Origin of the sequence: Pseudoalteromonas sp. AS71, from assembly GCF_038900275.1 — a bacterium.
Taxonomy (GTDB): domain Bacteria; phylum Pseudomonadota; class Gammaproteobacteria; order Enterobacterales; family Alteromonadaceae; genus Pseudoalteromonas.
Genome location: NZ_JBBMQZ010000009.1, coordinates 117,804 through 140,630, shown reverse-complemented (window position 1 = coordinate 140,630; position 22,827 = coordinate 117,804). Strand labels below are relative to the sequence as shown.

General features: G+C 38.7%; 18 protein-coding genes. 15 read left to right on the top strand and 3 right to left on the bottom strand.

Going from position 1 to position 22,827, the window contains the following annotated elements:
* Positions 1–42 precede the first annotated feature (42 nt).
* The 8 genes from WNY98_RS08980 to WNY98_RS08945 all read left to right on the top strand — a co-directional run bounded on the left by WNY98_RS08980 (position 43) and on the right by WNY98_RS08945 (position 7,665).
* Positions 43–2,739 carry a nitrate reductase gene (locus WNY98_RS08980; protein ID WP_342877692.1) on the top strand — a complete coding sequence of 899 codons (2,697 nt, stop codon included), beginning with the start codon at positions 43–45 and terminating at the stop codon, positions 2,737–2,739.
* 16 nt (positions 2,740–2,755) lie between these two features.
* Positions 2,756–3,727, top strand: coding sequence for a GTP 3',8-cyclase MoaA (moaA, locus tag WNY98_RS08975; RefSeq protein ID WP_342877691.1), 972 nt, complete (start codon positions 2,756–2,758; stop codon positions 3,725–3,727).
* 49 nt (positions 3,728–3,776) lie between these two features.
* Positions 3,777–4,451, top strand: coding sequence for a molybdenum cofactor guanylyltransferase (locus WNY98_RS08970; RefSeq protein WP_342877718.1), 675 nt, complete (start codon positions 3,777–3,779; stop codon positions 4,449–4,451).
* Positions 4,448–4,987, top strand: coding sequence for a molybdenum cofactor biosynthesis protein B (gene moaB, locus WNY98_RS08965; RefSeq protein WP_076925902.1), 540 nt, complete (start codon positions 4,448–4,450; stop codon positions 4,985–4,987). The genes WNY98_RS08970 and moaB overlap by 4 nt, the downstream gene beginning before the upstream one ends.
* A gap of 1 nt (position 4,988) precedes the next feature.
* Positions 4,989–5,459, top strand: a complete 471-nt coding sequence (gene moaC, locus WNY98_RS08960) for a cyclic pyranopterin monophosphate synthase MoaC (RefSeq protein WP_076925901.1) — start codon at positions 4,989–4,991, stop codon at positions 5,457–5,459.
* Entirely contained in the window at positions 5,437–5,736 is a 300-nt protein-coding gene (locus WNY98_RS08955) for a MoaD/ThiS family protein (protein ID WP_342877690.1), read from the top strand. The genes moaC and WNY98_RS08955 overlap by 23 nt, the downstream gene beginning before the upstream one ends.
* Positions 5,736–6,194 (top strand): molybdopterin synthase catalytic subunit MoaE, encoded by a 459-nt coding sequence (moaE, locus tag WNY98_RS08950; RefSeq protein ID WP_342877689.1) that lies wholly within the window; start codon positions 5,736–5,738, stop codon positions 6,192–6,194. Before WNY98_RS08955 ends, moaE begins: the two co-directional genes overlap by 1 nt.
* Positions 6,195–6,345: 151 nt before the next feature.
* Positions 6,346–7,665, top strand: a complete 1,320-nt coding sequence (locus WNY98_RS08945) for a hypothetical protein (protein ID WP_342877688.1) — start codon at positions 6,346–6,348, stop codon at positions 7,663–7,665.
* A 157-nt stretch (positions 7,666–7,822) separates the two neighbouring features.
* Here the strand turns inward: WNY98_RS08945 and WNY98_RS08940 are convergent, their stop codons facing one another.
* Complete coding sequence (locus WNY98_RS08940) at positions 7,823–8,992, bottom strand: putative zinc-binding metallopeptidase (protein ID WP_342877687.1); 1,170 nt, start codon at positions 8,990–8,992, stop codon at positions 7,823–7,825.
* Positions 8,993–9,061: 69 nt separating this feature from the next.
* A complete protein-coding gene (locus WNY98_RS08935) occupies positions 9,062–9,835 on the bottom strand; it encodes an SHOCT domain-containing protein (RefSeq protein WP_342877686.1) in 774 nt (257 codons plus the stop codon).
* Between the two features lie 1,020 nt (positions 9,836–10,855).
* On the opposite strand from WNY98_RS08935, the gene WNY98_RS08930 reads away from it, so the two are divergent.
* From WNY98_RS08930 to WNY98_RS08905, 6 genes are all read left to right on the top strand, one after another.
* Positions 10,856–14,167, top strand: coding sequence for a transglutaminase family protein (locus tag WNY98_RS08930; protein ID WP_342877685.1), 3,312 nt, complete (start codon positions 10,856–10,858; stop codon positions 14,165–14,167).
* Between the two features lie 112 nt (positions 14,168–14,279).
* Entirely contained in the window at positions 14,280–16,799 is a 2,520-nt protein-coding gene (locus WNY98_RS08925) for a circularly permuted type 2 ATP-grasp protein (protein ID WP_342877684.1), read from the top strand.
* Positions 16,796–17,674, top strand: a complete 879-nt coding sequence (locus WNY98_RS08920; protein WP_182716375.1) for a transglutaminase family protein — start codon at positions 16,796–16,798, stop codon at positions 17,672–17,674. Before WNY98_RS08925 ends, WNY98_RS08920 begins: the two co-directional genes overlap by 4 nt.
* Before the next feature lie 47 nt (positions 17,675–17,721).
* The gene (locus tag WNY98_RS08915; RefSeq protein WP_024597986.1) at positions 17,722–19,176 is read left to right on the top strand and encodes a circularly permuted type 2 ATP-grasp protein; all 1,455 of its coding nucleotides are present in this window, start codon (positions 17,722–17,724) and stop codon (positions 19,174–19,176) included.
* 1 nt (position 19,177) lies between these two features.
* The gene (locus WNY98_RS08910) at positions 19,178–20,110 is read left to right on the top strand and encodes an alpha-E domain-containing protein (RefSeq protein WP_197185823.1); all 933 of its coding nucleotides are present in this window, start codon (positions 19,178–19,180) and stop codon (positions 20,108–20,110) included.
* Positions 20,111–20,499: 389 nt separating this feature from the next.
* Entirely contained in the window at positions 20,500–21,144 is a 645-nt protein-coding gene (locus WNY98_RS08905) for an MOSC domain-containing protein (RefSeq protein WP_342877683.1), read from the top strand.
* A gap of 16 nt (positions 21,145–21,160) precedes the next feature.
* On the opposite strand, the gene WNY98_RS08900 is transcribed toward WNY98_RS08905, so the two are convergent.
* Complete coding sequence (locus WNY98_RS08900; protein WP_024597983.1) at positions 21,161–22,066, bottom strand: LysR family transcriptional regulator; 906 nt, start codon at positions 22,064–22,066, stop codon at positions 21,161–21,163.
* A 125-nt stretch (positions 22,067–22,191) separates the two neighbouring features.
* Between WNY98_RS08900 and WNY98_RS08895 the strand changes: the two genes are divergently transcribed.
* Positions 22,192–22,629, top strand: a complete 438-nt coding sequence (locus WNY98_RS08895) for a PACE efflux transporter (RefSeq protein WP_342877682.1) — start codon at positions 22,192–22,194, stop codon at positions 22,627–22,629.
* The last annotated feature ends 198 nt before the right edge of the window (positions 22,630–22,827 follow it).

Here is a 22,827-nt window from a genome sequence, read left to right as displayed (position 1 = left end):
TTAAAACGTACTAATTAAAGCACACTAAAAGAGAGCAGTAGCATGACAACCGCAAACACGTCACCAACTATAAATAAAACCAGTTTAAAACAAACAACATGTGCTTACTGTGGTGTAGGGTGTGGTGTTGATATTTCACTTTTTAATAATGTGCCAACCAAGCTTGAAGGCATGCGAGAGCACCCCGCAAACTTTGGTCGTTTATGTGTAAAAGGCACCCACTTGCTCGACACGACAGGCAGTGATAATCGCTTAACGTCGCCTCTGATTAATAACCAAGCCGTTACGTGGGATGAAGCCACCGACCATGTTGCCAATAAATTTAACGACATAATACAAAAGCACGGACCCGATGCTGTGGCATTTTATGTATCGGGGCAACTGCTTACAGAAGATTACTACATCGCTAATAAATTAATGAAAGGCTACATAGGCTCAGGCAATATTGATACAAATTCGCGCCTGTGTATGTCATCTGCTGTGGCAGGTTATAAACGCGCTTTTGGTGAAGACGTAGTGCCGTGTACTTACGAGGATTTAGAGCAAGCTGAGCTGCTTATTTTAATTGGCTCTAATGCCGCGTGGACTCATCCGGTTTTGTATCAGCGAATGGAACGTGCAAAGCAGCTTAACCCAAATATGAAAGTGGTGGTTATTGATCCGCGTAAAACCGACACAGCTGAGCTTGCCGACACATTTTTAAATATAAAACCAGGCAGTGACGCCGCACTTTATAACGGCTTACTTAATTATTTAAATGAGCATAACCACCTCGATACGCAATTTATTGCTCAGCACACAAACGGCTTTGAAAGCGCACTGCAAGAGACACAAAAATGGAGCTGCGAGGCAGTTAGCGACTTTTGCGATATAGCAATTGAGCAAGTCACTGAGTTTTACACGCTATTTGCTAAAAGCCGAAGTGCGATTAGCTTTTACTCAATGGGTATAAATCAATCAAGCTCGGGTGTAGATAAATGCAACGCCATTATTAATGCGCATTTAGCCTCAGGTAAATTACTTAAGCCAGGTAGCGGTCCGTTTTCAATTACTGGGCAGCCCAATGCGATGGGCGGGCGCGAAGTAGGTGGTTTGGCTAATCAGTTAGCGGCGCATTTAGATATTGAAAACGAAGCGCATCAATCACTTGTGCAACGTTTTTGGCTCTCGCCAACGATCGCTAAAAAAGCAGGCAGCAATGCCATTGATATGTTTGATGAAATAGCCGCAGGCAAAATAAAAGCAGTGTGGATAATGGCAACAAACCCAATGGTGAGCTTGCCCAATAACGCCGCTATTAAAAAGGCATTAGAGACCTGTGAGCTGGTGGTTGTATCTGACTGTATTGCAAAAAGTGATACATTAAAATTTGCCGATGTTGCTTTTCCATCAACTGGATGGGGTGAAAAAAACGGCACTGTGACTAATTCAGAACGCAGAATATCAAGGCAACGACCGTTAGTAGCGCCTTATTCGGGTGCTAAAAACGATTGGCAAATTATGTGCGACGTTGCTAAAAAAATGGGCTTTGAAGGATTTGATTTTATAGACCCAAGTGGCATTTTTGAAGAATGGGCACAATTAACCGGCTTTGAAAATAACGGCAGCCGATTACTAAATCTTTCTGGTTTAGTTGGGCTCACAAAAAGCCAGTACGATAATTTAAAACCCATTATGTGGCCGGTTGTTAAAAATCAGTCTTATAAAAATGGTCAAGTTTTTATAGATAACCAATTTAGCACCGCTGATAAAAAAGCACGCTTTATACCCATAACGCCGCAATTACCGGTGCAAAAAACATCAAGTGATTATCCGTTTGTAATGAACTCAGGGCGTATACGCGACCAATGGCATACCATGAGCCGCACCGGTAAAAGTACTGCGCTTTCATCGCATATTACACGCCCGTATATTGAAATTAATCCGCTTGATGCAAAAAAATTAACAATTAAACAAAACGATTTAATTAGTGCAATTGCCCAAACAGGGCAGGTTACTGCGCATGCAAAAGTAACCGATGGCGTGCGAAAAGGTGAATGCTTTATGCCTATTCATTGGAACAAGCAATTCGCGTCATCAGCAACAGTAAGCGGGCTGTATCAATCGGTAGTTGACCCACTATCTGGTCAGGCTGAGTGTAAACACGGCGCTGTTAATATAGTTAAAGCACCCTATGTGCAATATATGCAGCTGTTTGCTAAAACCGAACTTGTTATAAACAGTGATTTTTGGCTCAAAGTTAATGCAAGTAATTGCTTTAATTATCAGTTGGCGCTTAATGAACCACAAAGTGATTTACTGTATTACTGCCAAACCTTAACTGGTTTGCAAGGGCAGTGGTCGGCTATGAATACGGCAAAAGCCATGCATGTGCAGTGTATTCAAAACAATCAATTAGCGTTTGTTGGTGTTATATCTAATGAGCAAAAAGAAATATCACTTGAGTGGATAAACCATTTGTTTGCAGAGCCATTACTGACGTTTACACAGTTACAGTCTTTGCTTTATGCAACTCCAGATGAAGAATTTACCCAAGGTATGCAAGTGTGTAGCTGCTTTAAAGTAAGAGAGCAACCAATTATAAACGCCATTAAAAACGGTGCAAACACAGTCGAGCAATTGGGGTCTGAACTTAAATGTGGAACGAACTGCGGTTCGTGTAAAACGCAATTAAGCCAATTAATAAAACAACATTACAAAGCAGGTTCTAGCAGCATTGATGTTGCTGTTGTAATGTAAAGAAAAAAGGAAGCATATGCTTAATGATCAATTTGGTCGGCAGTTTAACTATTTGCGCCTCTCAATAACCGATGTATGTAATTTTAGTTGTAGTTATTGTTTACCAAACGGGTATCAGTGCGATACGCCGCGTAATTTTTTAAATAAAAATGAAATTAGCACGCTTGTAAATGCGTTTGCAGAACTAGGTACTAAAAAAGTGCGTATTACAGGTGGCGAACCATGCTTACGAAACGACGTAACCGATATTATAAAGCTTTGTAAAAACACGCCCGGCATAGAAAAAGTAGCCATTACTACCAACGGCTTTAATTTATTAAAGAAAATTGATGAATTTGCAGAAGCAGGGCTTGATGCGCTCAACGTCAGTATTGATAGTTTAAATCCGAGTATGTTTAAACTCATAACAGGGCACGACAAACTTAACCTTATTTTAAAAGGAATTGAACGCGCGGTAGAGCTGGGAATAAAAGATATAAAAATAAATGCGGTGCTTGCCAAGCAGTTTAATAAAAACCAATTGAAGGATTTTTTAGCGTGGGTAAAACAGCACAGAGTTACGGTGCGCTTTATAGAACTAATGGAAACAGGTGACGGCGCAACCTTTTTTGAAGAAAACCACTTAAGTGGACAAACAGTTAAAGCCCAATTACTCGACCAAGGTTGGTTACAAGTTGTGAGGGGGAAACTAAACGGACCCGCCGAGGAATTTTGTCATCCTGATTACGATGGTCGTATTGGTTTAATAATGCCTTACAGTAAAGACTTTTGTAAAAGTTGTAATCGCTTAAGGGTGTCGGCGCTGGGTAAATTACACTTATGTTTATTTGCAGAGCAAGGTATAGATTTACGCGAACTACTAAATGAGGACGATACTGCAGCGACCGTAAAGGCAATTCAAGCTGCTATGGGCAATAAAGAAATAAGCCATGAGCTAGATAAACGCTTAACAGGTGCGACAACTCACTTAGCCATGTTAGGTGGTTAATATGGGAGCTGATGTGAATACTCATATAGAAGTTAATATAAAATCTAATATGAAAGTTAAGCGAGATTTTACAGGCGTTGTGCTTGCTGGTGGTAAGTCATCAAGAATGGGCACAGACAAAGCCGATTTAGTTTTAAAAAATAAAACGCTATTACACAATGCGTGTGATTTATTAAAAGACGCAGGTGCTAAAAACATACTAATAAGCCGCAATGTTATAAATCCGCTCAAGTCATCGAGCCATTATTCGCCGAGCGATTATCCTTCAGAAAAGTACGTTAAAGATATATACCCCAATAGTGGACCCCTTGGCGGTATTTACTCAACATTAATAGCCACCGAGTACGATTTACTTATTACTGCGGTAGATATGCCTCTACTTACGAGTAGTTTGTTAAGCGCAATAGTGCTGGCTTCTCAGTCAAATAACGTACAAAGTGTGAGCAATCAATTAAATCAGTCACAAATACATGCTTGGCACTTTGAAAATGAACCTCTACCGCTGTATATTCGTAATACAAGCAGTGTAAAAAATCATTTAAAACACACACTCACAAACGCAAACAGTCATAAATCAATAAAACAGTTTACCCAAAGCATTGGTGTGCAAACGCTTTTATGTAATAAAGCGCATGCATTAATAAACACCAATACACCGGCGCAATTTAAAGCTGTAAATGAGCATTTTGACCAAAGCATTAACCAATTGAGAAGAACATTATGAGCCACACAACTGAGTCACAAATAGCCTTAAACATTGCCGTGCTTACAGTAAGCGACACGCGCGATGCGATTACCGATACTTCTGGTCATTACTTAATTAAAGCGCTAACTGAGGCAGGTCATCACTTAGCGGATAAAGAAATTGTAAAAGATGATGTTTACCAAATGCGCGCTATTGCATCGCAGTGGATAGCCGATGACACCATTCACGCTATTTTAGTGACTGGTGGTACAGGATTTACTGAACGTGATTCAACACCTGAGGCATTTGCGCCGCTGTTTGATAAAAGCGTAGACGGCTTTGGTGAGCTATTTAGACATATATCGTACGGTGAAATTGGTAACTCAACTATTCAATCGCGTGCACTTGCAGGACTTGCTAATAACACGGTTATTTTTTGTATGCCGGGCTCTACTGGCGCATGTAAAACTGCCTGGACAGGCATTATAAAAGATCAACTTAACTCAATGCATAAACCGTGTAACTTTGCACCGCACATTACCATTGGTAAAAAGTGTGAATCGCGTGAGCAATAGTATGTTAAGCCACGTTGACGAAAACGGCCAAGCTAATATGGTTGATGTGTCGCTCAAAGACGTAACTCTGCGCGACGCCTCAGCTGAAGCCTTTATTAGCATGAGCAAGCTTGCCTTTGAGCAAGTTATGCTTAATCAAAACAAAAAGGGCGATGTGTTAGGCGTGGCACGTATTGCGGGTATTCAAGGCGCTAAAAAGTGCGCTGATTTAATCCCGCTTTGTCATCCCCTTGCACTTAGTAAAGTAGCAGTCGATTTTGAACTTGATGAAGCAAATAGCCAAATTAAAGTAACCAGCTACTGTAAACTTGCCGGTAAAACTGGGGTCGAAATGGAAGCGCTCACTGCGGTATCTGTGGCTAGCCTTACTTTGTTTGATATGTGTAAAGCCGCCGATCCACTAATGGAAATCAGTGGCATGCGCGTTACTCAAAAAGCAGGGGGCAAAAATGGCAGTTGGCAGCGCGATTAATCCAAACGATGTTGTATCTAGCGCCCAAAATGTAGAGATATTGTTTTTTGGGCAACTAAAAGAGCGCTTGAAGTGCAGTAAATTAAGCCTTGAGATTACGCAGCCGCTTACTATTTCAGAACTTAAATTAAGATTAGTGAGCCAATATCCGCATTGGCAACCTTGGCTGGAGGAGCGTGAGCTACTTGCAGCGCTTAACCAAACTATGTCATCAAGCGACGAAATAGTGAAAGCAGGGGATGAGCTTGCCTTTTTCCCGCCGGTTACAGGTGGCTAATGAGCATACATATTCAAGTACAAACCGATGATTTTAATGTAGGTGACGAGCACAATACGCTTTGTAGTAATAATAAAAACGATGGCGCTGTTGTCACCTTTACAGGATTGGTAAGAGAGTTCAGCAGTGGCGATAACGTTACTGCACTTGAGCTTGAGCACTACCCTGGTATGACCGAGCAACTTCTTCAATCTATTGCAGAGCAAGCACAAACTCGCTGGCAACTGGCGCGAATATGCATTATTCATCGCGTTGGTTATTTAGCACTTGGCGAGCAAATTGTATTTGTAGGCGTGACCAGCCGCCATCGCCAAGCCGCGTTCGAAGGCGCACAATTTATAATGGATTATTTAAAAAACCACGCCACGTTTTGGAAAAAAGAGCACTTTAAAGACTCATCAAACTGGGTTGAGTTTAAACAAAGTGACAAACAAGCGCTGGGCAAGTGGGAGAAGTGATACAAATATTTAATTATTTCTGTTCAATAAAGGCTTTACAGCTCGATAATAAATAACTTATGTAACTCTTAGTTTGCGTGTGAAGTCTGCGTTTTTCGTGTTATAAATCAGCAATATTAGATTGTTAGCTCGACCCAAGTCTGGAAGACATATGCGCACATCAAAAATGTTATATTTTACAATATTATTACTTGTTCTACTTTCAGCCTTTCTTGCTGTATGGGTATATGATTTAAAAGAAGGTAAAGATTTACTAAGCTTCACCATATCAACAGTAAGTTTTTGTATAGCCGTATTAGCTTTATTTATTACTGTTAGAACATATACGTCAATTGATAGTGTAAATAACATTAGTAAAATGGAAGGTAACATTTTAGATAATGAAAATTACGTAACCTCACTTCCAGAGTTAATTAATCAGTTTAAGTCCCAAGATGAAAATACACTAGAGAAAGAGGTTTTTGACTCTATTGAGCATAAACTAAAAAAAGAGTCAGAAACCGCCGTTCTCTTTGCCGATACTCTGCAATATGTAATCGACCTAATTGTTTTATTCCCAGCTGTTTTTAATGCATCAGAAACTAACAAAGTACTTTATAAAAAGCGTATGGATACAATTTTGTCAGAAGTTGATAGGCGCTGTGAAATATTGCACTCGGTAAGTAAAGGTAATTCAATCCAAATAACGGAAACAATAAAGCTATTTAAAGCTGTTGTGTCTTACCAAAGTTTTGTGGCTGATGATAATTTTAATATTCATGCAGACTTACTTCATGTCAGAGGTCCAATTCTTCGTAATCCAGTGACAAAAACCATTTACCATAATTACCTAGGTTTGTATTACAATAAAAAAGGCATGCATTTGCTGCGAGAGTCGCTAAATATGAACTCTGTAGATATTTTGTCTATTGATGGCTTAGAATTGGCTCAAAAAAATATTAACACTATAGAACCATCAATACTTGAAGAAGTAAGTATGTATCTTAAATCTGCCGCTGAGCAGTTTGATAAAGCACTTAAAGTATCTAGCGAAGATGTTATGTGGCCTGGTTTTATTAATTACAATAAAGCACGTACGGTATATTTTTTAGCTTTACTATCAAATAGCGAACTTAATTGGTTAGATATTCTCGACGAAGCAATAGAATCTCGCAGCAGGTTAAACCGACTAATTGACGAAATTTTAATGATAGACAGATCAAAACCAGCCAATATTGTTAGCACACATTTAAGAGAATTTTTTCTGTATCAAGAAGAGTTAGCACGCACAGTAAAATTGAACATTTTACTGTCGAATAATTTAACCAGACAAAATAATGCGCCTATTTTATATAAAGGGATTAATATCTCTGATATATCAAACGAAAAACTAACTGGCTTATTTGTATCAATACAAAAGTTTTCTACAGTTAGTACTTACCAAGAAAAAATCATAAGTCGACTCAAGAATAACCTCGCGATGACAAGCTAATAGAGATTTAGCGAGAAAGTAGGGGGGATATACTATTTTTAGACTCTTATTTTTGCGGCTTTGCGCATAATAAAAAAGCCACCTACCTACGCATGAAAAGTCATAGTAAGAATAAATGGCTCTTTATTAAAATGTTTTTTGGACTGAGCTTACTTTATTACACTTTTCCAATGCTCAAATCAGGTATTAAATTGAGCCTGTTATGGATAGCATGATGGATAAACGATAACTTAGTACGCACCGCTTGAGTTAATACAAACGGGTAGGCATCGGCAAGTCCCATGCTGCGATTTAGCGAATTTAGAATGATCGAAAATTCCATCCAAGTATCTAAAATAGCATCAATCGATGTTTGTGAATTAAAGTAATAAGCACTTTGTGGCAATCGAAGCTCGTCTGCTTCGTCTAGCTCAAATTCATTGCCAGTTGTAGAGCCGGTAATTGAGAAGTTTTTAGCCGTTTCAAGCGTATCGATAATGTGCATGTAATGCGCCCATGTTTCTGCCCAATCTTCGTAGGGGTGCATAGTAGCATATTCACTAATAAAGGTTTCATGCCAGTTAGCTGGCGCGCCTTGTTTGTAATGAGTATCGAGAGCTTGCTGATAATCTAATTCGTCATCACCAAAATATTGCTTACATAAAGCATGTTTTTTTGGTGAATTTGCGATTAGTTGGTCAAAATAATAATGACCAAGTTCATGGCGAAAATGACCAAGTAAAGTACGGTAACGCTCACCCATCGCTATTTTAGCTTGAGAGCGTGCTACGTCGTCTGCCTCGGCTAGATTTATAGTGATATGCCCGCAATCGTGTCCTGTAAATACAACGTCTTGACCTATAATTGGGCTTACAAAGTGATCGCTGACGTTACGGTCAGTTATGAAGTCGAAGCTTAATCCGCTTTCAGGTTCTTGAATAATAGTATTTAAGGGGAGCGATAACGATTTTAGAGTATATAAAGCGCGACGCTTCGCCGTTTCCATTTTCTTCCACAATGGAATATGCCCGATAATGCTTAAATCGGGCACCGTTTCATTAAAGCGGCATGAAAAACACAGCACTTCGTCTTTATCGGCAACGGGTATAAATGTATCTAAATTAACCATACCATTACAAACGTGGTACTGAGCATTGTTATCACATTTTTTATAAAAAACTTCAGGCGCTTCTGCTTTGTAAAATAGACCCGATTGTTCATCAATTTCATAGGGTACAACTTGATCGAACTCATCATCTATACCAACGGTTCTGCCACAAGCAAAACAATGGCTGCTTTCAAAAAATAAAATAAGTTGTTCTGTGCAATTACATTTAAATGTTTTCATATGTTACCGAATAAAAAAGAGACCGTATAAACCACTTTTATTTAGCGTTATGCTATTGGAGGATAGTGGTTAAATCCTTTTTAAAAGTTCAGACTTTTTAATATTAAATTCATCATCACTCAACGCATTTGAATCGCGTAGTTGTGCTAACTTTTCAATAATTTGAAGTGTTTCGTCTACCGAGTATTGCCCCGTTGTATTATTAACAGGTGCTTCAATTTGGCTAGGCGTTAATGATGCAAAATTGGGCTGCGTTACTTGCTGTGTAAAGTCTTTTTGTGGTTCTGGAGGCGTTGGCGCTTGTCCTGGAATTAATGGCAGGGTATTTACATTAATCGTCCCCCACTGGCTGTTAAATGTAAGAGAGGTATTATTGCCTTGCTGTTGGCTTACACCACCAATATTGTGATCTAACGTGTCGTATACGCTCACTTGCCCATTTAATTCAACGGCTAAGCGATTAGGGAATATAGCGTAACGAATATTATTTTGTGCACCACTGCTAAACGGGCTGCCTAGATTACCTGGCCACCACTGATTGCTACCAGGCGTTCCTGCAGGAATAACCGGAAATATTTGGTTATTGCTCAATATATTAGCAAGTTCGTTGCACAAGTTATCAACGGTTGATTTTAAGCCGTTGTTAAACATGTCGCCAACCATTGTCATTCCGCCGCGCATCCATTGACCAGAACCACCAAGCTCTGGGCAATTAAACTGTGCCATTGAGCAACCGCCGTTATTAACGCTAACTAACATGTGTATTACTGCATCGTGACTGAGGTTATAACGAGATGCTATACCATTAACTAAGTTTTCACCGACATCTGTTAGCTTTTGCATAAGAGAATATCCTATTAGGTAGATTGGGTTGATTTAAAAAATCTTAAATACGCTAGGGCGTGTTGATTTTTGGGATTGAAATTTGTTCAATCTAGGGGCGATTTAATCGCGGCGCGAGGTTTGTAACCTAGTGGGCTAAGTAAAAACCGAGCAACAAAGAGTCAATCGTCCCTAGAAAGAACCCAGGGGCAGCGCATGTTTGGCATTTATGCTGCGTTATCGCCTATGTATGGGGAACAACCACACATCATAGACTCTGCCTTGCTTAAATACCAAACACACTGCTGCAAATTCAACCACCAAAGAACAACATGCCCTAGTGCTGCATTACCTTTAGCTTTGATGATAATGAAAAATTAACAGGTTAGTGAGATGTGCTGGTTTTTCAAATTGGACGTGTTCTGTTTTGTTTGAAATTAAAACACACCACTGCAAAACTAATCTTTAAAGTAAGCATATATGTATTAAAAGTTGCTTGTTTGATCTCATCGAAATTGTTAGTTTTGCTGTAACGTAAGCGGTTAAAAATCGATCTAGTATAGCACCGTTACTTACTTTAACAGCAGCTTTATTATTAACTATTTCTTACTATTTAATAATTACTTTGAATGATTTTTAAACTCTAAATAAATCCTTTTAATTATATCCGTTTAGCGTTATAAATAACGCAGTGAGTATTTTAAAAAGTTAACTTTATTTGTTTTATTTCAATATATTAAATTAACTAGTTTTAATTGTAAGTTATTTTTAAGCACTATTTTGGTGCATTTTATGCACCATTAAAAATCTAAAACCGATGGTCTAAATCACACTCAGTTTACTATTTATTGAATTGGTGTGTTTTTCCTATTAATTAGGTCAAAACCTTTATGCATAACGTTGCTTTGTGCAAGAGCCGCGAGTGGATGAACAGCACTACTTAAGCAAGTCTTTTGGTATAAAAATTGCACAAGTGAATTAGTCCAAATAATATTTTCAGCGTTATATTGTGGCCATACATTATTATAGGGGAATTAATAGATGACAATTACAGTTGGGATTTCGCACCATACTCAGTATAAATACGATCGGTCAGTTAATATGGGGCCGCATATATTCCGATTACGTCCCGCGCCACATAGCCGTACTAAAATTAAAAGCTATTCTTTAAAAATAGTACCAGAAGATCATTATATAAATTGGCAACAAGACCCTTTTGGTAATTACCAAGCAAGGGTGGTTTTTAACAAACCAACCACCGAATTTAGTTTTACAGTAGATTTGGTCGCCGAACTAACGGTTATTAATCCTTTTGATTTCTTTTTAGAAGATTACGCCGAAAACTTCCCGTTTGTTTACGATGCTATTTCAAAGTCAGAGCTCGCTCCTTATTTAAAAAAACGCAAAGCCAGTCCAAAATTTAAAGAATTAATTGAATCTTTAAATCCTAAAGAGCCGCTTAGAAGCGTTGATTTTTTAGTGGCTGTTAATCAAGCTATTTATGAATTAGTAGGTTATGGCATTCGTTTAGAACCCGGTGTGCAAACGGCAAACGAAACAATAAGTAAAAAAACAGGTTCGTGTCGTGATTCTGCTTGGTTGTTAGTACAACTGTTTCGTCATTTAGGGTTGGCATCTCGATTTGTATCGGGCTATTTAGTCCAGCTAACCTCAGATCAAAAATCATTAGATGGTCCAAGTGGTCCAGAAGAAGATTTTACCGATTTGCATGCATGGACCGAAGTGTATATTCCTGGGGCAGGTTGGATAGGGCTTGATCCTACCTCGGGTTTATTTGCTGGTGAAGGTCATATTCCGTTGGCATGTACGCCAGAGCCAAGCTCGGCGGCGCCGGTTACAGGTGGTATAGACGACTGTAAATCTGAGTTTAGCTTTTATAATAAAGTAACGCGTGTACACGAAGACCCACGTGTAACTAAGCCTTATTCTGAGGCGCAGTGGGCGGCAATTAATCGCTTAGGTCAGCACGTTGATAATGTTTACAATGAAGAAAACATACATTTAACCATGGGTGGCGAGCCTACGTTTATTTCTATTGACGATATGGAACATCCTCAGTGGAATACTGACGCCGACGGTAAAGAAAAAAGAATATTAGCTCAAAATTTATTTGTAGAAATGAATAAAGTATACACAAAAGGTGGCTTTACTCACTACGGACAAGGTAAATGGTATCCGGGTGAGCCACTACCACGCTGGCAATATGCGTGCTATTGGCGCAAAGACGGCGAGCCTTTATGGCAAGATGCAGCATTATTAGCTGATCCTAATAAAGATTATAAATTTGATCATACTGATACTAAAAAGTTTGCTGATAAACTGTGTGACTCACTTGGTCTTGAAACCAAGGCACTTACTACGGCTTATGAAGATATTTTATATCACATGTGGCAAGAAGCCTCATTACCTAACGAAATAAAGCCAGATCAGCCGGAGCTTCTCCATGCAATGAGCCGAAAAGGCTTTTTAGCTAAAATGGATAAAGGCATAGAAAAGCCTGTTGGCTATGTTCTACCTTTAAAATGGAACGATAGTAAAAACTGTTGGCAGTCGTGTACGTGGGAATTTAAACGAGGCAATTGTTTCTTATTACCTGGTGAATCCCCTATGGGGTATCGCTTGCCTTTAGATAGTCTTGAATGGAGCGGCAATATTATTGACCGCGACCCGTTTGATATTCCTGAAAACTTTGGCAAAGCTAAAAAGCTTAAAAAAGGCTTTATTGGCAAAGAAATGGTTAAAACCGCCCTTGTAATGGAAGTGAGAGATGGGCGTTTATACATATTTATGCCACCAACAAGTCATTTTGAACATTACATGAGTTTAATAAGTAGTATAGAGGGTGTGGCTAAAGCACTTAAAATGCCGCTTGTTATTGAAGGCTATAGCCCACCTAAAGATAGCCGCGTAGAAAAATACGCTGTAACGCCAGATCCTGGTGTTATTGAAGTAAACATTCATCCTTCAACATCGTGGGATCAATTAGTCAGTCGAACTACAACGCTATATGGTTTAGCAAAAGAATGCCGATTAGGTACCGATAAGTTTATGGCAGATGGTCGCCATACTGGTACTGGTGGTGGTAACCATGTAACGCTTGGTGGCGAAACACCTGAGCAAAGCCCATTTTTACGCAGACCCGATATTTTAAGAAGTTTTATTACCTATTGGCAGCATCATCCTGGTTTATCGTATTTATTTTCGGGGCTTTTTATTGGTCCTACAAGCCAAGCACCTCGAGTGGATGAAGCCCGTGATGAAGTTTTATACGAGCTTGAAATTGCCTTTTCACACATGCCCGAAGGTGAGGTGCCTGAACCTTGGTTAGTTGATAGGTTACTGCGTAATTTATTAGTGGATTTAACGGGTAATACGCACAGAGCAGAGTTTTGTATAGATAAGCTCTATTCACCCGACTCAGCCACAGGTCGTTTAGGGATTGTAGAATTTAGAGGCTTTGAAATGCCTCCGCATTCACAAATGAGCTTAGTGCAAATGCTGCTGTTGCGTACTTTACTTGCTTGGTTTTGGAAAAAACCTTACCACAAGCCATTAATACGTTGGGGTACAGAGTTACACGATAAGTTTTTATTGCCACAATATGTAGAAAACGATTTAGCTGAAGTAAGCCGCGATTTACAACAGGCAGGTTTTCAATTTCAGTTAAGTTGGTTAAATCCATTTTTTGAATTTAGATTTCCGGTGTGTGGTACGCGAGAACTTGATAACGTTACACTTGAGCTTAGAACCGCAATCGAGCCTTGGCATGTACTAGGCGAAGAGGCAAGTGCGTCGGGTACGGCGCGCTATGTAGATTCGTCATTAGAAAGAGTACAAATAAAAGTACAAGGAACAATGAGCGACCGCTATGTTGTAACGTGTAATGGTCGAAGAGTGCCGCTTAAACCGGTTAAAGGTAAAGCAAAAGATGAAATGGTCGCGGGTATACGATACCGAGCTTGGCAACCACCTACAGCGCTTCACCCAACTATTGGCGTACATGCACCATTAGTTTTTGATTTAATCGATACGTGGGAAGGACGTTCAGTTGGAGGCTTTGTATATCATGTGAGCCATGCTGGTGGGCGTAATCCTGAAACGCTACCGGTTAATGCATTTGAAGCAGAAGGGCGCAGAGTCGCAAGATTTTGGGAGCATGGGCATACACCATCTTTACTTGCATCAGCAGAACCAAGCTGGAGCCCATCGGCGGTTACGCATAGTTTTCAGTCGGCGCAAAGCGCAAGTGAATACGTAGTACCTGATGAAGAAAGTAGTAATCCTGATTATCCAAATACCTTGGATTTACGCAGGCAGCCTAACTTTAAATAATAATTGATAGTTGTGTCATTCCACTTTGAAATTATTTAAAGTGGAATGACTAAATATTTTTAAAGCATCATTATGAACACGGCTATTTACTATAAATTGGAGCACTTTCAGCTTGTATATTAACAATAACGCGATGCCGGAATTGCCTGAGTGGTTGTCTTTATACCTTGATAAATCACATGGCCATGATGAACTAGCAAACCACAGTGGTTTAAACCCAGAACATTGGGATACTTTATTTAAGCGTTTAGCTAGCCTAACAGCAGATGATGTTAGTAGCCGCGCTACAGAAATTAGTCAATTGCTACAAAATGGCAATATTAAAAATGAAAGTAATAAGCAATGGCACTTCGACCCATTGCCATTTATGTTATCTAAAGCTGATTGGACCTTGCTTGAAGAGGGAATAAAACAAAGAACCCTTTTATTAAATAAAATTCAGCAAGATATTTACGGTGATCAAACTCTATTAGTTGATGGTCATATTCCTGCAAAGCAGCTTTTTCAAGACCCTAATTACTTACGCGAAGGTTTTAGCTTACCCAGTAACGAATTAACACTCTTTTTTACTGCATTAGATGTTTACCGCACGCCTACAGGCGAATTTAAAGTATTAAGCGATCATTGTCAGTGCCCGTTAGGCTTAGGGCTATTAATTAAAAGCCGTATTATTGCAAGGCGTGTAATGGCTGAAGAATTTGCAGAATGTAATGTTCAGCAAATTAAAGAATTTCTAAATCTATTCCAAGAGGGTATTAATGAATATACCCACTATATGGATGACCCACGAATTGTAATTTTAACCCAAGGAATTGATGACCCTAACTACAACGAGCATGCATTTCTATCTACCTACTTTGGTTATACATTAGTACAAAGCGCTGACTTAACCGTGCGTGGTGGTGACGTATGTTTAAAATCGTTACAAGGCTTGGGTAAAATTAATGTCATTTTACGCTGGGTTTCTGATCGTTGTATTGATTCTTTAGAGCAAACTGAATATTCACTTCATGGTATTCCGGGCTTATTACAATCGGTACGACAAGGGTCGGTTAAAGTTTTAAACCCGTTTGGTAGCGGTGTGCTCTCGTCACCTTCAATAAAGTGCAACTTAGAAAAGTTATCGCAGCAAATTTTAAAACAACCGCTGTTGTTAGGTGAGCCAAATTACTTAAGTGTAAAAGAAGCGCAAGCCGTTGATTGGAATAACCTCGAACTACTATCAGCTATAGACCCTACACTCAAGTTAGATGGAGTGTTGGACGAGCAAGAAATAAAGCTACTTATTAGCAAAGAACCCGATAATTACTTTTTCCAAGAAAAGCCTTCTTTTAGCAGTGCACCATTTTGGCATGATGGGCAATTAATCTCCAAGCCAGTGGTGTTTAGGTGTTATGCATTAACCACAGAAAATGATGTAGAAGTACTTCCTTCAGCACTGTGCTTTTCAAACGAAAAAAGTAACAACCCAAGAGTATCTGGTTGGATCAAAGATACATGGATAAATACAGCCGATAGAGTTGATTTAGGTGAGCATAATCCACCGGTACCCATTAGAAAAAGAATGGATGTGACGCTACTCGAAGGGGTTATTTCGAGCCGCACGGCTGAACATCTTTTTTGGTTAGGTCGATACTTAGAGCGTTGCGAAAACACCATACGTATTTTGCGTATTTTTATAGACAAGTACACCGAGTTTTCTGTTTACCCAGATTCAATACGAAAAAGTATAGTTGCACGGCTTTCAAATGCTATTAAGTCGCAATATATTGTTTATCCATATGTAGAACCTGATTTAAAACTAGATGGCATTGATGTAAATCTGTCGAAAGAAACCGCTTTTCAACTGCTTGCAGACGAGCAATGCGCTGGCAGTATTATTAATACATTAAAATATATTGCGAATGCATCGGTGCAAATTCAAGAATTACTGTCCCATGATAGTCGCCGAATAATTGATGATATTAGTGAGCAAATTAAGATATTTAAAAATGTAAATATTAATATTCCAACGCGTGCAATGCAAAGCAGCCTAGATAGAGTTATAGGCTCTATTATGGCTTTTAATGGCTCAATCACAGATTGTATGCCAAATAGTAACGGCTGGTTTTTACTCGAAATGGGTAGACGAGTAGAGCGTAGCTTACAAATTACATCACTAAGCACGGCTTTATTAACCAAAGAGTTAGACGAGCCCGAAGAGCTAGGCTTACTTGAGGCTGTGCTTAGCTGCCAAGTTAGTCTAGTTACCCATAAGCGCCGATACAGAATGTATCAAACCATTGGTACAGGGCTTGAGTTATTACTTTTAGATGCAGAATACCCACGTTCTTTATTATTTCAGTTAGAGGAAATTAATAAGTTGTGTAAGCATTTACCCACAAAACGTAGACAAGGTGTAATTGCGGCACACGAAAAAGCAATTTTACTATCTAAAACAAGTTGTTATGTAACCGAAAAAGATTACCTACAAAAAAGTGAAAATGGACAACGTAACCAGTTAATCGAATTTAACCATAATACGCGTATGAACTTAGATACATTTTGTGATGTATTATTACTACAGTATTTTTCTCATACCCAAACGGCAAATAAATTGAACTGGACTAATATTGAGCAAGCTCAATCGTGAAATATAAAATTAAGCATTCAACTACTTACAACTATTCTGACTTTGTGAGTTTGTGTCAAAACCAAGCGCGATTAACGCCAAAAACAAATCGTGGGCAAATATGCCACAGTAGTCGTGTAGAAATTGAACCGACACCGACTTACTTACAAACATTTACTGATTATTTTAATAATCAAGTAACAGCGTTTGAAATAGCAATACAGCATAAAAAACTTAAAGTTACGATGATCAGCGAGGTAGAACTGTTAGTCGGCGCTAATAGCAATTTAGAGAGCGTTGATATTGCTTGGCGAAAAGTACGAGATTTATTGGTTAAACCAAATACAGCGGAATTATTAAAAACGTCTGAATTTGTACTACCTTCACAGCTTATTCCAATAGATATAGGGATTAAGGAATACGCGTTGATTTCGTTTGATGCACACAAAAATATAATTTCTGCATGCAAAGATTTAATGGCACGAATTTTTCATGAATTTCATTATGATCCTGGTTTTACAACGATTAGTACGCCTCTGAGTACTGTTTTTGCACAAAAAAGGGGCGTTTGCCAAGACTTTGCACACTTTGCGCTTGCATGCATACGCAGTATGGGGTTAGCGGGTCGATACGTTAGTGGGTACATAGAAACCATGCCGCCAGAAGGCGAAGAAAAGCTAGAAGGTGCTGATGCAACTCATGCATGGTTTGCGGTATTTGTGCCAAACTTTGGTTGGGTTGATTTTGATCCTACAAATAATGTTTTACCACGCGATCAGCATATTACTCTAGCCGTAGGGCGAGACTTTTCTGACGTAACTCCTTTAAAAGGCGTGGTATTTGGTGGCGGTAGCCAATTGCTGGATGTAGCGGTTGATATGATTCGAATGGAATAGGCAGTTTAACTACGTCATATATTATGATGGATAAGGTGAAAGAGTGTATGAAAATTGATTGGAAAGCGTACCAAACAAAAGGTTTCTTTGATGAATTAATTGATGCACAAGGAAACGTTAGATCGCATGGAACACAATTAGCACAATTTTTTGCTAATTTATCGGCAGAAGAATTAGTAAAGGCCAGAGCGGTTGCTGATTTAGCAATTAAAGAAATGGGTATTACCTTCACGGTTTACAACGAAGGTAATATGATTGATAGAGCCTGGCCATTTGATATTATTCCGCGAACTATAGGTAAAAAAGAATGGCAAAGCGTAGAGGTTGGTTTAAAGCAACGTGTTGAAGCGCTTAACCTTTTTATAGATGATTTATACCATGACCAAAAAATAATAAAAGATGGTGTTTTTCCAAAAGGGTTACTAGAAAAATCTGTGAATTTTCGCCAGCAATGCGTGGGTATAAACCCGCCAAATAAGATATGGGCGCATATTTGTGGCTCAGATCTAGTACGCGATGGTAGTGGTACTATGTATGTACTTGAGGATAACCTGCGTGTTCCTTCTGGTGTATCTTATATGCTTGAAAATCGCTCTGTAATGAAGCGTGTATTCCCTGAATTATTTGAGCAAGTGTCGATTTTACCTGTTGATGATTACCCCTCACAATTATTTGATATGCTAGCGGCAATGTCGCCTCGTCCACAAGATAAACCAGAAGTTGTGGTACTTACGCCAGGGGTATTTAACTCCGCTTATTTTGAACATTGCTACCTTGCCCAAGAAATGGGTTGTGAACTGGTAGAAGGACGGGACTTAGTTGTTGAAAAAGATGATTGTGTATACATGAGAACAATCACAGGGCTACAACGAGTTGATGTTATTTATCGTCGTATTGATGATTTATTTTTAGACCCAGAAGTCTTTTTACCTGACTCTCAACTGGGCGTTCCTGGTTTAATGCGCGCTTGGTCTAAAGGTAATGTCGCTTTGGTTAATGCACCAGGTGCAGGCGTTGCTGATGACAAAGTAGTTTACGCCTATGTACCTGAGATGATTAAGTACTACTTAGGCGAGGAAGCTAAACTTGCTAATGTCCCAACGTTCAAATGTTTGGACCCGAAAGAATGCGACCATGTGATTAAAAACATTGATAAGCTTGTTGTTAAACCAGCAAATGAGTCTGGTGGCTACGGGCTATTAATTGGTCCTAAATCAACCAAAAAAGAACAAGAAGCATGTATTGCTCAAATTAAAGCGGACCCACGAAACTGGGTAGCTCAACCAACATTAGATTTATCAACAGTACCCACATTTGATGGCAATAAACCAGATGGCCGACATACCGATTTAAGACCGTTTATTTTATCATCAGGTAAAGATACGCAAGTTACCACTGGTGGATTAACGCGTGTTGCTATGGTTAAAGGCTCTTTGGTGGTTAATTCATCACAAGGTGGTGGCAGTAAAGATACTTGGATTGTTGACGAAGAGGCTAAATAATATGTTATCAAGAGTAGGCGAAACTTTATATTGGGTATCTCGATACATTGAACGTGCGGAAAATGTAGCTCGTTTAATCAACGTTAACAATTTACTGATGATGGACTTACCCAAAGGCGTATGTACCGGCTGGGAGCCATTAATTGATATTATTGGTGTACGCAAAGCGTATTCAGAAAACCATACTGATTTTTCTGAGCAAAAAGCATTAAGGTATTTACTTGTTGGTAGTGATAATAGCTCGTCAATTTTAAACTCTATCACTTCTGCCAGAGAAAGCGCGCGTACAATTCGTGATGTAATACCGCGAGACGTATGGGAAGAAATAAACTCTCTGTATTATTATGTAAAAGACAATCAAAAAGAAGGAATAACAAAGCGTGGGCGTTTTGAGTATTTAAAAAAGATTATAGATTCAGCCCATCAAATATTTGGGGCGTTAGATGCCACAATTAATCATGATCAGGGCTATGTTTTTATCCGTTTTGGTTCAATTATAGAGCGCGCAGATATGACATCGCGAATTTTAGATATTCGCTCTGCTACGTTAATCACCAGCGAAGAAGAAGTAAAACCGTTTGATAATATTCAGTGGATCAGTTTATTGCGCTCATTAAGTGCTTATCAAATGTATCGCCAAGAAATGGGCGTTAGAGTACAGCGTGCAGATGTAATAGAATTTGTAATGCACAGCAAAGTATTCCCACGATCTATTTTATTTTGTATGAATGAATTAAAAGCATTGGTTTTACCTTTGCCAAACTCAACAGAAATCATTAAATCAATTGATGATGCAATTGTTGAGTTAGAAAGTAAAGACGTACGAGTACTTAAAAACGGTCTGTTGCATGACTTTATCGATGAAATACAAATAGACTTAGCTGGAATACATAACGGCCTGGCCGAAACGTATTTTTTAAAACAAGCAGAATAATAAAAACTGTATATTGTGAGATGACTGCTTAGGGCGTGTTGAACTTTGGTGGTTGAATTTGCAACAGTATGTTTGGTTTTTAGGCAAGGCAGAGCCTATGTAGTGTGGTTATTCCCCATTAATGGGCGATAACGCAGCATAAATACCAAACATGCGCTGCCCTCTGGGTTCTTTCTAGGGACGATTAACTCTTTGTTGCTCGGTTTTTACTTAGCCCACTAGGTTACAAACCTCGCGCCGCGATTTAATCGCCCCTAGATTGAATAAATTTCAATCCACAAAGATAAACACGCCCTAGTCTTAAGCGGTCATTTTTTTGCTTAAATTTATTTATAATAATTTTAAAACCTGCATAATTAATTTTTACTTCCTCATCCGTTGGTATCGCAATGAAAATCATCTCGACTAATATTTCTAAAATTAAAACTCTTATTCATAATGGTAAAGAGGTGAAAACAGGAATATTCAAAATACCAACTAACGAGCCTGTAGTGATTGAAAAGCTAAACATTATAGGTGACGAGCAAGCTGATTTAGTTAATCACGGCGGGGTAGATAAAGCGGTATATGCTTTTTCGCACAATCATTATGAGTATTGGAAACAAACCCTCGAGAATGATAATTTGGCAGTAGGTGCCTTTGGCGAAAACTTCACGATTTCTGACCTAGATGAAGCGAATATACACATAGGTGACCATATTCGAATTGGTACTGCACTGCTTGAAGTAAGCCAGCCTCGTGTACCCTGTTTTAAACTCGCTATCGCCCTTAATAATAAAAATAGTCTCAAACTGTTTTCGCAGCATTACTGCACTGGTGTGTATTTTAGGGTACTAGAGCAGGGCATTGCAAAAACGGGTGATAGTGTTGTTATCGAGAAGAAAGCCTCGCACGACATATCAGTTAAAACGCTGTTTCAGGCGTTTTTTGATAAACAATACCCAGGTTATGAAAGCGTATTACTAGCAGCACTTGAACTACCCGAGCTTGCGCTTGAGTGGCAAACTAAGATTAAAAAGAAGCTCGCAATATAACGCCGTGTGAGTGCTGTTAAACTTTAGCTTTCCAATCACCTTCTTTTAAAAAATGTTGCTGTAAAAGGGTTAGTAAACTTTCAGTAACTGGGCCTGTAGGTTTACTTCTTGATACCACGCAACCTATAGGCGTTAGCCAACCGCCTTGCTCATGTGTTACGGGTAGCGCAACAAGGTCACCTTGTTTAAGTTGTTGTTTTATTGCCAACTCAGGCACCAACGCCCAGCCCACATTTTGTGTTACCAAATCTATGAGTGTTTGATGAGTATTGGCGTACCAAACCTTAGCGCTTATAGCATAGCTAAACCATAATTCTGATTGATTAAGGCTACGGTGAGCACATTGCCTATGTGCTTTTAAGTGACTGCTATTTACTTTATTAAGTTTAGCAAGCGCATGTTGCGGTGACGCAATCGTTAAAAATCGAGCTTGGCCAAGCAAAAAAAAGTCCATATCTACCTTTAACTCACCATCACTATATATGATGCCTATTTGCGCTTTACCTATTTTTACAAGTTCTTCTACATCAAACGTAGTAGCCGATATTAATTCAAAGTTTGTAATAGGGTACTGCTGTGCAAGGGGGGCTATTATTTTTAAAATTCCGTGATTACTTATGCTTTCGTCAATAGCAATTACTACGTCTTGCTCGTTGTTTTTAGCAAGAGACTCAACTTTTTGATCGAAATAAGTTTGTTGTTGCAGTATTGAATAAGCAACAGGTAACAAGGTTTTTCCACTTTTTGTTAAAGTGGGAGTATTTTTATTACGGTCAAACAATGTTTGATCTATTGCAATTTCAAGGTTAGAGATAGCTTGGCTAATACCCGACTGTGCACGCTTTAACTTTCGCCCTGTTGCTGAAAAAGAGCCGGTTTCTACTACGGTTACAAATGTTTTTAGTTGCTCTAAGCTGTACATTTTATTCTACTTTATCTAGAACTATATACTCATCTTATCACTATAGATGATAGTTGCTAACTTTAGTAACTAAATAAATCTGTCATTATCACTACACTTAAATATTAAGAGATAAAGAGGACATTATGACAGAGAAAATGGGGGCAACAGAGCGAGTATTTCAGGCAGTTCTGTTTGAGATTTTAGCCGTATCGTTATCAATTTTAGGTTTAGCACTATTTACAGATCATGCAATTGAGGCTTTATCGGGCACTATGGTAATTGTTGCGACAATTGCTATGTGTTGGAACTTTATTTTCAACTGGTGTTTTGACAAAGTAGCTACCGGTGCAAAGGAGCAACGTTCTGTATTATTCCGTATTTTTCACGTGCTTTTATTTCAAGGCGGGTTACTTGTTTTTACTATTCACGTGATGGCAATCATTTTAAAAGTAGGCTTATGGGAAGCATTAATAATGGATATAGGCGTAACTTTTTTTATAACCCTTTACGCTTTTACTTTTAACTTAGTTTACGACCACACACGAGCCTATATTTTTCATTCAAAAAATGCTGCATGTTAATACAATTTTTAAATATGGGATGACTTAACAAAGTTTTGTATTTAGCTGCTGGTGTATTTGCCAATGCAACAGCACTTTTTGAGGCGTAATATTGCCCAAGTTTGCTTTATAGTGGCAAAAAACCAATAAAGGATCTTTTTATTAAAAGTGAATAAAGCTAAATATCAATTGTTATTTATAGAGGAGCTAGTAAAAAAG